The 13,278-nt window shown below is 68.2% G+C and carries 9 protein-coding genes and 1 tRNA gene; 8 read left to right on the top strand and 2 right to left on the bottom strand.

The window, feature by feature from the left end; translation table 11 throughout:
• Window positions 1-129: 129 nt before the first annotated feature.
• Complete coding sequence (locus ABD301_RS08990; RefSeq protein ID WP_163573524.1) at window positions 130-783, top strand: hypothetical protein; 654 nt, start codon at window positions 130-132, stop codon at window positions 781-783.
• 57 nt (window positions 784-840) lie between these two features.
• Here the strand turns inward: ABD301_RS08990 and ABD301_RS08985 are convergent, their stop codons facing one another.
• Window positions 841-4,941, bottom strand: a complete 4,101-nt coding sequence (locus ABD301_RS08985; protein WP_344308835.1) for a type IV secretory system conjugative DNA transfer family protein — start codon at window positions 4,939-4,941, stop codon at window positions 841-843.
• Window positions 4,942-5,080: 139 nt separating this feature from the next.
• On the opposite strand from ABD301_RS08985, the gene ABD301_RS08980 reads away from it, so the two are divergent.
• The 7 genes from ABD301_RS08980 (at window position 5,081) to ABD301_RS08950 (ending at window position 11,998) form a co-directional block, all read left to right on the top strand.
• On the top strand, window positions 5,081-5,683 hold the full coding sequence (locus ABD301_RS08980; protein ID WP_163573519.1) for a hypothetical protein: 603 nt from the start codon (window positions 5,081-5,083) through the stop codon (window positions 5,681-5,683).
• Complete coding sequence (locus ABD301_RS08975; protein ID WP_344308832.1) at window positions 5,680-6,624, top strand: hypothetical protein; 945 nt, start codon at window positions 5,680-5,682, stop codon at window positions 6,622-6,624. The genes ABD301_RS08980 and ABD301_RS08975 overlap by 4 nt, the downstream gene beginning before the upstream one ends.
• A gap of 352 nt (window positions 6,625-6,976) precedes the next feature.
• A tRNA-Arg gene (locus tag ABD301_RS08970) sits at window positions 6,977-7,048 on the top strand.
• Window positions 7,049-7,087: 39 nt separating this feature from the next.
• Window positions 7,088-7,381 (top strand): WhiB family transcriptional regulator, encoded by a 294-nt coding sequence (locus ABD301_RS08965; protein WP_344308830.1) that lies wholly within the window; start codon window positions 7,088-7,090, stop codon window positions 7,379-7,381.
• A gap of 83 nt (window positions 7,382-7,464) precedes the next feature.
• Window positions 7,465-7,962 (top strand): HNH endonuclease, encoded by a 498-nt coding sequence (locus ABD301_RS08960; RefSeq protein WP_344308828.1) that lies wholly within the window; start codon window positions 7,465-7,467, stop codon window positions 7,960-7,962.
• A gap of 220 nt (window positions 7,963-8,182) precedes the next feature.
• Window positions 8,183-9,217: a hypothetical protein gene (locus ABD301_RS08955; protein ID WP_344308826.1), complete on the top strand. Its 1,035-nt coding sequence runs from the start codon at window positions 8,183-8,185 to the stop codon at window positions 9,215-9,217.
• 3 nt (window positions 9,218-9,220) lie between these two features.
• Window positions 9,221-11,998 (top strand): ATP-binding protein, encoded by a 2,778-nt coding sequence (locus tag ABD301_RS08950; protein ID WP_344308824.1) that lies wholly within the window; start codon window positions 9,221-9,223, stop codon window positions 11,996-11,998.
• Between the two features lie 45 nt (window positions 11,999-12,043).
• Here ABD301_RS08950 and ABD301_RS08945 read toward each other — a convergent pair.
• On the bottom strand, window positions 12,044-13,278 hold a 1,235-nt coding region (locus ABD301_RS08945; protein WP_344308822.1), incomplete at its 5' end, for a hypothetical protein.

Genomic DNA, 13,278 nt, shown 5'->3' with positions numbered 1-13,278 from the left:
CCCAGTCAGGTGCTTACAGGACGTGCCTTGCCGACGCGAGCCAGTTGCGGCCCAGCGGCAGGAACTGCCGCCACACACCCCCGCTTCGGCTACCATCCGGGAAGATCGCTGACGTACGGGAGGAGGGCGATGAGCAGCCTGAACGGCGCCGAGGGCGAAGCGACCCGCGAGTGGGCCAATGGCCTCGAGCCGGTCGCCACCCAGCCGCCCGCCGATTCGGCCGCGGCGGCCGTGACCAGCGCGAATGGGCTGGTCAGCGAGGACGCGCTGCCGCCGATGGACCTGCGTTCGGGCTACCAGATGCTCATCAACACCATCGAGGTGCAGCAGGAGGTCATCGACCAACTGCTGGAGCGCGTCGGCGACCTCGAAGGCAAGCAGGCCAACCGGCCGGACGGCCCGAAGTCGATCGACTGGGCCACCCTGACCGGCCCGGAGCGCGGCACCGCCTGGCGGCGGTTGGTGCGGTTCGTCGAGGGGCTCGTCTACCGCTACAGCCTGCAGCGCGAGATCCTGCCCTGCTGGTGGCAGCACGGCGACGCGGTCGAGGAGCTGACCGCGCTGTTCTCGGCGCGCGAGCGGGCGTACGACGTGTCAGCCGACGCCGGGCAGCCGGTCCAGTGGCACGAGATGCTGGAGCGGACGCGGGGCCGGGTGGCCGGTGCGCTGTCGTCCTGCCGCGATGGTCACGTGCCGCACGTCCTCGCCCACTGGATGGCTGAGGACGTACGCCAGCAACTCAACGCCGCCATCAACCGCGAAGGCGCCACCCAGGGCGACTAGCCCTCCCGACCACGCACCTTGAGAGCTGGACGTTTCGGCGTTTCCACCACGAAAACGTCAGGTTCGCGGTTCGCTGTTGTTGGGCGGGTAGGGCGGCGCCGGCACCACTCGCTGGTCGACCAGATACGGATCGGCGCTGCGCCGGTCGGTGGCGGGCGGCGGCGCGTACGGGTCGACGCTGCGCGGCTGCGCGGGCGGCTCCACCCGATAGGGCTCGGGAGCCGGCTGACCGAACCAGAACGGCCGGGTGTCCTCGTGCTCATCCGGCCCGTTTTTCTGCTGCGGCGCGGGCGGTTGCGGTGCCCCGGACGTGGCTGGTTCGCCCTGCCAGGAGGGCGGGCCGGCCGGGTGCGTCGCAGCGGGCTGCTGACCTGGCCAGTAGGGCTGCTCGGCCGGCTGGCCAGCCCAGTAGGGCGGCTCCTGCCCAGCCGCAGGTTGTGGCTGCGGCTGGGCGGCCGCCGGCTGCGGCTGAGTCCAGTACGGCGGCTCGATCTCCTGGGTCCGCTGCCCGGCCATCGAGGAGTCAGCCGGCGGCATCGGCGGCTGGGCTGCCACGTACGGCGGCGCGGCTGGCGAAGCGGCGGGCTGCGGCGGACCGCTGGGCTGCGCGGCAGCGTACGGCGGACCGCTGGGCTGCGCGGCAGCGTACGGCTGAGTGGCCGGCTGGGGCGGTGGGCTGGGCTGGCTGGCCGGGAACGGCGAAGCGGCCGGCGCGGCGGCCGCGTAAGGCTGGCCAGCCGCGTACGGAGGTGCGCTGGCCTGGGCGGCTGGGTACGACTGCGCGACCGGGAAAGGCGGAGCCGCTGGGACGGGCGGGGTGGCCGGAGGTTCCGGCGCGGCCTGATTCTCCTGAGCAGCAGTCTCCTGAGCTGCGGCGAACTGTTCGAGCCACGCGCTTTGCGCTGCCGGATGCCCGACCGGGTATTCCACAGTCTTGTCGGCCTGGTGACTCCGGGGAGGCTCTTCGAACCAACCCGGCAGCCCGTTGCCGGCCGGCTCCTCGGCCACGCTCGGCGGCTGAACGGCCGCCGCATGCGGCACAACCGCGGATGGCAGCGGCGGCGCTGCCGCCGGCTGGGTCTCTGGCCAGTAAGAACCGGCCTCCGACGGCGGCTGCGCGGGTGGCGCCACGGGATGTGGCACGACCGCCGACGGCAACGACGGCGCGGCGGCGGATGGCGGCTCGACCCGATAGGGGCCAGGGGTCGACGGCTGCGGCTCGACGCGATGGGAGTCACTGCCCGCCGGTTTCGCGCTGTGCGGCACGACTGCCGAGGGCAGCGGCGGCCGCACCACCGGCTCTGGCGGCAGGTCGGGCTGCGGCTCGACGCGATACGGGTCAAACTCCCCCGCGACGCTGTGCGGCACGACGGTCGACGGCAACGGCGGCCGCACCACCAGCTCCGGCGGCAGATCCGACTCCTGCTCGACGGCGTACGGATCAGGTTGACCGACACCATGCGGCACGACGGCGGATGGCAACGGTGGCGACGAAACGGCCGGCTCGGGCTCGGCAGCGTACGAGTCAGGCTGCCCAGCGCTGTGCGGCAGCGCGGCCGAGGGAAGCTGCGGCTCGGCCGCACCGCCGTACAGATCAGCACCTTGCGTCGACGGCGACGGAGGCGGGTCGACGCGGTAGGGATTGGGCTCCGCGGTCGATTGCTGGTCAACGCGGTAGGGATGGGGCTCCGCGGTCAGCTGCGGATCGACGCGATACGGGCCAGCCTCCGCCGGCGGCTGAGGCTCTGGCTCTGGCTCTGGCTCTGGCTCTGGCTCTGGCTCTGCACGATACGACTCAGGCTCCGGAGCGGGCGCCACGCTGTGCGGTACGACCGCGAACGGCAGCGGTGCAACGACAGGCGACGACTGTTCGGCCTGGTACGTCTCGGGAGCGCGATCCGCGACCGGCGAAGGCGCCAGGTCGTACGTCCCAGTCTCCGGCACCTGATGGTCGTGCTCAGCGGGCTGTTGCGCGCGTGCGGCCTGCGCGGCGGCCTCCTGCTCGGCGTTCCAGGGCGCCCGGCCGTCCGTCGGCGGGCCCCAGCCAGGCGCCAGCTCGGGTGCGGCGGATGGCTCCGGATAGGCCACTGGCGGCTGGTGCGGCTTGGCATACGGCAACCGGGCCGTCTCCCGCTCGTCCATCAAGGAAGCCGGCGGGGCGGGTGCGGCGGACATCGGCTGGGCCGACACCGGCGCGGCGGTCAACTCCGGCTGGTCGTGCGGCCGGCCAGTGGCGATTTCGGGCTGGGCGTACGGACGGCCGCTCCCGACCTCGGGCCCGAACCCGGGCAGCAGCGGCCGGGGCGGCACGCCGGCAAGCAGCGCCGGCTTGGGCTGGGTGGCCGGCAACACCATCGTCTGGCGCTCAGGCTCCGCGAGCAGCGCGCTGACCCGCTGCTGACCGGCCTTGATCTCGTTCGCGTCCGAACGCTTCCACCACGGCTTCAGCTTGATCTCCACCGGCCGCGCGGACCGGGCCACCACGACCGCCCGGCCGAACTCCAGCGTCCGCAACTCGTCCACGGTGAGAACGCGCCGCGGCTGCTGGGAGACCGAGACCGACCGGCCGTCGTTGCCGCGGGTCTTGGTGCGCTGTTTTTCGTCCACCTCACCAATAAGCCGGGAGATGTCGTCGAGGTCGTTGACGTGCCCGGAGCCACCCATCACCACCCGGATGGCCGCGGTGTCCCACATGACCGCTGCCTCGTCCTCACTCCAGCGCGACCGGGCCTGCGCCAGCGACTGCAGATAGACGTGCAGGGCAATGGAAAAACCACCGGAGTCGCCCATGTAGCCGGGCAGGTTCGGCATCGGCGCGATGTGCGCCGCCTCGTTCAGCTCGACGGTCAGCGGCGGGTCCAGCCGGCTGTTTGGCATCCGGCTGGCGATCGCCCGGGCCTGGTCGAAGATGTCCTCCATCATCGCGGTCACCAGTGGCGCCACGCTGCCGGCCTTCTTTTCCTTGCCCAGCACGTACAAAGTGTTCCGGCCGGCGAGGAATGCCTGGACGTCGAAGGATTCCTCGGGTCCCGGCGAGCAGGATGCCAGCACTGACGGGTCGGCGAAGCAGTCCAGCGCCCGGCGAACGCCGTTCCACATGTTGCCGCGGGTCTCCGAATCGGCGGCGCTGGCCTGTTCCAGCTCGCCGGCCCAGCCGGGCGCCGCGAGGCCCTGGGATTCGCCCCAGCGCAGGATGTTCACCGGCTCCTGGTTGGTCGGTTGGGTGGACCACCGCACCACGTCGGCCATCGTACGATTGGCCAGCGCGGCCGCGTGCAAATAGCACCGCAGAATCGAGGTCGCGACGCCAGTCCAGTAGCTCGCGTTGGTGACGCCTTCGCCAACTCCGGCGCCTGCGACGAAAGCCGATGCCCGGGAAAGCGCACGCAGCGGTTCCTCACAGCCACGGACCGGCGACCAACGCAGCCGGGACGGCCAGGAAGTCATGTTGTTCGGGTCGAAAACCCAGACCTGGCCGACTTTTTCCCGCATCGACACAGTGGCGCCAAAAGCATCCGCGCGGGTCGAGGTCATCAGCACCGGACCGGGCGCGTCGATCGTGTACGGAATGCAGAAATGCACGTCCTTGCCCTGCCGCGGCGGTGCCACGATCAGGAACACGTCCTCTACCGAACCGAAAAGCTCTTTGTTGGAACGAATGTCCTTGCCGATCGGGAAACCCACTTCGGCGGCCCGCGCCTTGGGCTGGGACGGGCGTACGGACGGGGCCTTCTTCTGTACGGCCGATGCGGACAGCAGCCGGTCGATCTCTCCCGGTGACGCGAATCCCAGGCGCAGCCGGCGGCTCTTGCGACGCCGCCGGAACCGCAGCACCAAACGGATCACCAACGCGATCACCGCGATCACGAAAGCGAGCTGTAGTGCCAGAAACACGTAGAGCAAGATCGTCGGGCCGACCTGTTGACGGGCCACCTCCGGCCACGCCTGCGCCGGGTCGCCGAGGTGGCCGAAAAAGTGGAGCAGCAGTCCCGGCACGTCGCCCAGGGTGCTGTTCGGGAACTTGCCGTTGGCCGCCAGTCCGGCCAGCTGACCGGAATCCCAGACCAGAAACCCGAACACCCAGATCAGCATCGCCAGCACGGTCGCGCCGGCGACAGCCCAGACCAGCCGTTCCTCGCTCTTGTCGTCAACTGCCACGTTTTGCCTTCCCACCCGCGTCCCGCCGTGTGACTCAGCGTACCGGCCGGTCCGTCCGGAGTGCTTTGTTTGTACCCGACCAGTGCATATCCGCTGATACCGTGGGTTGGTCAGGCGTACAGCACAGCCGGGAGGTCGGGTGACCACGATCATCGTGCCGGTGGGCTTCGGCAACGGCCCCCGGTTTGGGATCGACGGCGGCCCGGAGCCGGCCTTCTATGAGGTGCTCCGCGCCGATGAGTCCATCGCGCTCCCCCATGGTGCCTACCAAGTGTGGCTCACCGCGCACGCCGACATCGAGGCGCATGCCACCCTCGCCTTCACCCGCGACCGGCTGGTCGAGCTCGCCGAGCCGAGCGTGGGCAGCGGCACCGCTGGTCTGGTAGACCGGCTGATCAGCAGCCGCGTCCTCGCCGAGTACGAGCCGGGCAGCGGGTCAGCGTTGGAATTCCTGCGTACGCACCGTCTTTATCCGACCGCGGAGGGTTTGGGTAACACCGCCGAAGAGCCGGAAATGTTCCGGATCGGAAAGAACGGCGAGGTGCTGCTGGAGGTTATTCCGGACGTTTATACATTCTGGTGTGGTTCGTACAATTCCACGTCCATCTGGGATGACATCGTCAAGTACGACCGGGAGTTCGAGGAAGAGCAGCCCCTCACCGTCGAAGAGCTCGCGCAGATGTTCTCCGCCGCCATTCCGATGATCGTGGCAGCCCGCTGTGGCTTTCTGGAGCCACTGTGACCGCGCCATTCACGGCCCCTTTTGGTGCCCCTTTCGGCGCCCGCGGCCGGCACAAACGGCACGCTGTCGCTGCCCCCTCGCTCTGGCGACGGATCGGCGAGAAGACGATGACGTCGGTACGAGGGCTTCGGGAGTATGTGAAGGCCCTACCGGTGGGTCTGCGGACCGAGAGCGTGCACCAGATCTTTGTGCGGATCGTCGGCCGGCCGGCCGCCGCCGGGTATCAGACGCAGGCACCGACAGTCACTGCCTGGGCCGCCACCCAGGGCGTTGAGCTGCGGGAAAGCTTCGGTCGAATCGCCCGCTCGGCCAACCCGCCGGGTGTCTCGTCGGCCTGGCCGGCCGGGTTCGAGCAGCGGCCGGCCCCGACCGAACCGGCCGACACTGCCGTGGAGGAGGCCGACTCTTCGATCGACCTGCGCAGCGAGGTGCCGGCCGAGCAGGTCACCGAGTTGCGGCAGACCGTCCAGCAGCAGGGCGACATCATCGCCCGGCAGGACGCGACCCTGCAGAACTACCACCGCATCATCACCGACCAGGCCGCCGTCATCGACCGGCAGGCCGAGCAGCTCCGCCGCAACGAGGAGCTGATCGTACGAATGGACCAACGGTTGACCGCGCAGGACGAGTTGTTGGCGCGCGCGGTGGAAAGTGCGGCCATCGGTAACACCGCCCGCAAACCCGCCGCCCAGTCCGGGTCCGGCGGCGGCCGACACGCCCGACCCGATGCTGGCGGCGAAGCGGCGGTGGAGCTGCCGAATGTGCCGCTCTCCGCTGAGGAATCCCAGCGTACGATCGCGGTCAACGCTCGCGCCCAGCGCACTCTGGCTGCCATAAGAGCACGAAAATCAGGCGGCACACCGCAACAGAGAATGGCCAGTGACGCCCAGCTCGCGCAGCGCCGGGTGGTCGCCCGACACCCGGTGCAGCATCCACACTGACGCGGCCTGGGGAAAACTCTGTTGTCCAGTGGCCTGGTCGCGGTACAGTTGTCCGGACGCACCGCCCACTCCCATTCGATTTCTGACTTAAAGGACTGATTCCCCGTGACTGCGTACGCATCAGCGACCAAGCGCTTCGAGCGCCCCGTCGCCATGCTCGGTCACCGACCGGGATACCAGTGGACGAGCTTGTCGAATCTGGCCCCAGCCAGTGACAAATGCATCCTGGCGACGAATCCGAAGCGACTTCTGCTGAGCTAGCCACCGCTGACCAGCAGCCGCTCCGGATCTCCGGAGCGGCTTTTTTGTTGCTCCACAGACGATCGCGACCGCGCGACCGTCTATTGATGCTGCCCTGGTAGCTCAACGGACAGAGTGCCGGTTTACGAAACCGGAAATGCGGGTTCGATTCCCGCCGAGGGCACCGGAAATCCATGCACAGCCGAGAAAGGAGGTGACCGGCATGACCGCAACACTGACAGCGAGGGAAAAGTCGATCCAGGAGGTCCCGGATCCGCGGGACAGCCCGCGACGAGCGTGCCGCGACCACCCGGACCCGGAGATTTTCGATCCGATTTCCCCAGCCGAGTACGCGCGGGCCGTCGAGGTCTGTGCTGGGTGTCCGCTCGCGGACTCCTGCGGGCAGTGGGCCTTCCGCCACCGCGAGTGGGGGGTGTGGGGCGGCCGGCTTTTCGAAGCCGGCCAGCCGGTACCCGCCAAACGGGGATTAAGCGGTCTACGAAAGCCCGCCGCCTGAGGAAAAAGAAGGTCGGCGCCGGACAAAGAGAGCACCGGCGCCGACGCCGCCTCCCAAGGTCTACTTGAGAAAGGAGGAACGCCGTGCAAACCACCCTCGTACTCAACGCCACCTACGAACCGCTGACCGTCGTACCCATCCGGCGCGCGATCGTCCTGGTGTTGGCCCAGAAGGCGGAAATCGTGGAATGCGGCGACACCGAGCTGCGCAGCGCACGGCGTTCGTACCAAATCCCGCGAGTGGTACGACTGATCCGGTACGTCCGGGTGCCGTACAGACATTCCGCACCGTTCTCCCGACGTGCCGTGCTCCAACGCGACCGTTTCCGTTGCGCGTATTGCGGCGAGAAGGCAAACACCATCGACCACGTGGTGCCGCGGTCCCGCGGCGGCCAGGACGGGTTCGAAAACTGCGTGGCCGCCTGCGGATCCTGCAACACCCGCAAGGGAAACCAGCTGCTCTCCGAGCTCGGCTGGCGGCTTCGTACGGTGCCAGTGGCGCCTCGGGTCACCGGCTGGTTGGTGATCGGGGTGGCAGCGCCGGACCCGCTCTGGGAGCCCTACCTGGCACTCGCGGGTTAGAACAACCTCACCGCGGTCCGCACTCTCCGGGCCGCGGCGAGGTGTTTTTCCAGCCCAGCCGGCGGTTGCTGACCGTTGCTATGGTGAACGGTTCGACCGCGTAACACGCTGACCACGGAATGTTGTCAGTGAGTTTGCCCCTCCGTTAGGGTCACCTGGACATTCGGACGTCACGACCGCCGGCCAGCGGCCATCCGCTCGCCGGGGCATGGGGGCAAGCATGACCAAACCATTCGACCAGGTGCTCTATGACGTGCACGGCAACTACCGGGCCCGGAAAATCGAATACACCCCGCCGGAACAGTGGGTGGACGACTCACTCACCTGGCCGCTACTGCAGTTCCACCTGATCCGGATCCTGCCGCTCTTCCTCTGCGCGACAGCATTCTTTTTCCTCGGCATCCTGCTGTCCGTGCTCTCCGCGATCGGCGGCCTCTTCACTTCCGGCAGTGGCACGTACGCGATCAGCACGCCTTCGCCATTCGGCGGACTCTCGGTGTTGTGCTTCATCCTGGCCGTTCTGCTCTATATCGCCTCGATAGTCACACTGTTCCTGCCTTACCGCGAGCCCATGGCGGAGTATTCGCTGCTCATTGAGGGCCGCGGCGGCGCGGCGCGCTCGTCGTACTGGTGGATCTGGAGCGCTTCCCGGCAGCGGCAAACCCCGTATCAGGTGCGGCCGGCCAAGCTCGCCGGGCAGTATTTCCTGACTATCAAACACGGGCGCGACCAGGTGGTGATGGTCGTACGGGAAGTGGGCGCCGACCTTTTCGTCGGCTGGAACATGTGGCGATCGCGCTCTACCGTGGTGGTGATCGGACACTATTTCCGCGACATGTTCGCGAACTTCGGGCCGGGCGCATCTTTTCGTTCCTCGCTGCGAAACTCGCACACCCGGGCGCTGCGGGAGACCGGCCACAGCCTGCTCCGGGAAGGGGTTCAGGCCGCGATCTACGGCATCAGCCCAGGCAGCGACACCCTGGATCGGGATCTCGCCGGAATTCCGGACGTCGAGCAAATGCTCGGCGCCGCGTCCGGTCCCGCGCTGAGCAGCGCCCAGGTTCCGCAAAGCCAGGTTCCGCAAAACCAGGGCCAGCAAGCGCAGAACCCGCCAGCCGGATATCCGCAGCAGGGCGGCGGCGCCGGCCAGGTCCCGCCGGGCTATTCGCCGCCGGCACCCGGCTCCACCCAGCAGCTGCCCACCCCACCCGGCCAGCAGGGTCAACAGGGTTGGCCGCCACAAAACCCGTCCTGAGTAGTGGCCGCGGAAATCGTCGCCCGGGTCGGCGACCGGGTACGGGCGTGGGGCGGAGTGAGGCTGGTCGCCGCCACCGATCTGAGCCGCCGAGCCGAATATGCCCGTGTCCCACCCGAGCAGCGGTGGGATCGGGTGCGCGCCGAGCAGGCGTCCTTTGTGGACAGTCTGGCCGCCGCCAGCGCTGGCTCGGTCGTCGCGATGCGGTGGTCGGGTAACGGCCGCGGTGAGATCGAAGCGTGCCTGCTCGGTCGGGTCGACGCCACTTCCGAAGGCGAGGCGACGACCCGGCTGGCGCAGCTCACCACCCGCCTCACCCAAGTGCCGGATCACTGCGTCACCGCCGAAATCCCCGACGCCGCGGCGCTGCACCAAACCCTGGCGCCTTTCCCACCAGACCCGCGCGGCATCGCGGTCATCCAGAAGTGCGTCCTCACCGCGAAACCCGAGCGACCGGACGCCGGCGTGCACACGTACGTGGCGATCCAGCCTTTCGCCCGTACGCCCGGGCGATGGGAGGGAATGCTGGAAACACTGCGCCGGCATCCGCACCCGCTCGTCCTTTCGGTGCTGCTCCAGCCCACCACGGCACCGCCGGCGCTGCGCCGGACGCTGGAAAGCGAGAGCACCCGGTTCGGCCGGTTGGTGGAGACCTTCCAGGTCCCCGGCGATCTCGGCGGCCAGATCCGCTACCCACCCGATGGCGCCGCGCGTACGTACGAGCCGATCTTCCTGGACGCCCTTCGTCGGTACGCCGGCACCGTTTTTCGTTTCGACGTCACGCTGGTGTCGCCGGCGCCCTTCGACGACGGGCTCGCCGAGGCGGTCGCGAGCGCGCTGCTGCCGTCCGATCGCGATCTTCGCACCGCGCCCAGCGGTTTCCGGATCGGCCGACCCACCGACCACGGCCGGTCAGCGGCCGCTTTCGCCGAACTACAGCCAATCGACACGCCCGATCCAGTCCTTCTCCAAGCGCTGCGGGAAGATCGGCAGCCGGACGGGGTCGCCGGCGGTCGCGACGGCCTGGTCGCGCTGCGAGTGCTGGTGGATCGTACGGAGGCAGCGACACTTTTCCAGCTGCCAGCGGCCGTGGAGGGGGCGCTTCCCGGTTTTCGGGTGGTGGCACCGCGCGATGGCGTACGCCGGACCGATCCCGTCGAAGGGCCGTCGGTGTTGCTCGGGTTCCAGGACGAGCGCAACGCCGTCCGGCTCGCCGTCCGCGACCTTCCTCGGCACGGCTTCATCGCTGGAATTCCGGGCTCTGGCAAGACAAACACGGCTCTGCACCTGTGTACGCAACTCCAGGAGCAGCGGCTGCCCTTCGCGGTGATTCAACCGGTCGGCGCGGCGCTGGACGACTACCGCTGGCTGGCCAGCCTGCCGGCCTTCGACAACCTCGTCATTTTCACGGTCGGAGACGAGGCAGTGGCGCCGCTGCGGCTCAATCCCTTCCAGGTCCCCGACGGCATGTCGGTGGTGGCACACATTTCGAACCTGCTGGCCTGTTTCGAAGCCGCTTTCGATCTATGGGACCCGCTCCCGTTCCTCTATCGCCGGGCGCTGATCACCGCGTACGGCCGGCTCGGTTTCCAGGCCGACCAGCGCGGATCGGGAGAGCTGCTGGGCCGCTGGCCGGTGCTGACCGACTTCATCGCGGCGCTGGCCGACGTCACGAAAATGCTCGGATACGCCGGCGAGCTGGCGGCGAACCTGGACGCGTCCGGCCGGCTGCGGGCGGAGTCGCTGGCCGAGGGCGCCTGCGGCTCCACCCTGGACTGCGCCCAGTCGTTCGACATCGGTGAGCTGATGCGCCGGCCCACGGTCTTCGAGCTGGCCGCGGTCGGCGAGAACGCCAAAGAACAGTCTCTTCTGATTTTGCTGCTGATCAACGTGATGCGCGGTCACGTCCGGTTCGCTCGCCAGCCACAAGATCCTCCGCATGTCGTGCTGCTGGAAGAGGCACACCGCGTTTTTCCCCGTACGACAGGAACAACCAACGACCTTCGGTCCGCGGCCGCCGAGCGAATCGCCCAGGGGCTCGCCGAAGACCGCAAATACCGGCAAAGTTATGTGCTGCTCGATCAGCAGGTCGGCCGGGTCGCTGCGGACGCGTACAAAATCACCAACCTGAAGGTGCTCCATCGTACGGTCGCGCAGGACGACCGCCGGCTGCTCGGCGCGACGATGTCGTTGCACCCCGACCAGGTCACCGCTGCCGCCTCACTGCGGCCGTTCGAAGCGTTGGTGTCCCACCACAATCTCGAGCAGGCCGTGACGATCCGGGTTCCGGACGTACGGGCCGAGCATGCCGCCGCCCTTGGCCGGCCCGAAGCGCCGCTCGCCGATGACGACGAAATCCGCCGCAGGCACCGCGAATTCACCGCCAGCTCGGCCGATCTCACCGCCGCACTGACCAAAACCGTCGAGAATGACCCGACCCGGCACCGCTGCCATTGGTGTCCGGTCTGCAAACCGCGGGTGTCTGCGGACCCCGCCGGCGCGAGAGCACTTTTCACCGGCGGCTCGCTCGTACGCCACCTCGTCGACTACGCGGGCCTGCCGCCGCACAGCCTGGTCCACGACGCCGACGTCACCGACTACCAGCTCTGCACGTTCGTCCACGCCTTTTGTTTGGCCTACCCACCACAAAACTGGACACCGACCGGAAGGGCGTACGCACAGCGCTGGGTGTCGACAGTCCGGCACGCCCTGGAATCGGACACCTTCGAAAACGTCACCACTTCATTCGACGGCAGCGCGAACGGCGTTCCCCACCCCTAGGTCGCGAAGGTAACGGTGCTGAACCGTTTCGTTACGTTCGCGAGTTTAGTGGCTGGCGCGGAGGCTGTTGACGCGTACCGGCTGCATGAGGGCGGGGTCGGGCTCGCGGTGGTCGTCGCTGGCGCGTTCCCACTCGGTTTTGGACACGATCCACACGACGTGGTCGCCGACCGACAAGGTGGTGTCCAACGCCCCATCTGGTACGTCCGCCAGCGCGACGACACCGGTCGTACACACCCAGCCATCCCACGAGCCGGAGTCGTCGGTCCACGAAACTTCCGTGCCGGGCGTGTAATCGTCCTGTTGGGAGCCGGTGGGATGCACGTCCCCGCCGGTGGATGTCGCCGAGAAAACGTCGGCCACCTCGTCCAGGATGCTGCTGTCGTCCAAAGTCTCGGTGGGGCGTACCCGCTGGGCGTTGGATTTTCGGATGTCCACATGGCTCGGGACGTAGTCCTTGCCGCCGTCGGTCCGGTGCTGCAGGCCACGGGCGCGGTGGATGATCGTCGCGATCTGGCCGGTGGTGTAGACGGAATCGCCGTAATAAAGCCGATCCACCAGCAAATGCGGGTCGAGCAGAGTCAGCTCGACCACCCCGTTCGCGGATTTCGGGGAGGTGGAGATCGGAATGATTCCCGGGTATTCGGCCGGAAAGGTGGCGCCGACCATCGACGCGACCGGGGTGACTTCCACCCGCAGCGCCTCGGAAATCGCGAAAGCTGTGGAGGCGATGTCGTACAGCAGCTTGTCGATGCTCCGCCCCTCGACAGACACCCGGCTGCGAGCGTGCACGTTGACCCGTACGCGACCGAGGGCGTCGACGGCGAAAACGGTGTAGACGCCGGTAGGGCCGACCACCAGCGCGTCAACCGGCAGCACCGCGCCGAAGTCGGCCGGCGCCTGCAGGTTGTACAGCAGCTGCATGTCCTTGCTGACCCCGCGCAGCTGTTCGAAGGTCTCCCGCTGCGCGTCCGAGGCATCGTCCAGGACACGGTTCTGATACGCCTGGCCGCGCATCTTGTCGACGATCTGCAGCAGCGCGCCGGACCGCCAGTAAAGGTAACCGGCGATGGCCACGCAGCCGATCACGAGGGCGTAGTTGGGGGCCAGGCTGGTGCCTATTCCGACCGCCACGAAGTTGATCAACCAGCAGGTCAGAATGGTGAGCCAGGGCCGCCGGGCACGCATCAGCACGGCCACTAACCAGACCACGATGCCGGTGATGATGATCGAAGCGGTGCCGCCGGTGAAATGCGCCAGCAGACCAGTGCCGCTCAGCC

Source organism: Fodinicola feengrottensis (assembly GCF_039530045.1).
GTDB classification, from domain to species: domain Bacteria; phylum Actinomycetota; class Actinomycetes; order Mycobacteriales; family HKI-0501; genus Fodinicola; species Fodinicola feengrottensis.
Note: the sequence above shows the minus strand (reverse complement) of the source record. Positions and strands in the feature narration are given on the sequence as shown.

Bases quoted from the DNA above. Each gene is read 5' to 3' on its own strand.
- ABD301_RS08990 (WP_163573524.1), top strand. From the start codon at position 130: ATGAGCAGCCTGAACGGCGCCGAGGGCGAAGCGACCCGCGAGTGGGCC.
- ABD301_RS08965 (WP_344308830.1), top strand. From the start codon at position 7,088: ATGACCGCAACACTGACAGCGAGGGAAAAGTCGATCCAGGAGGTCCCG.
- ABD301_RS08955 (WP_344308826.1), top strand. From the start codon at position 8,183: ATGACCAAACCATTCGACCAGGTGCTCTATGACGTGCACGGCAACTAC.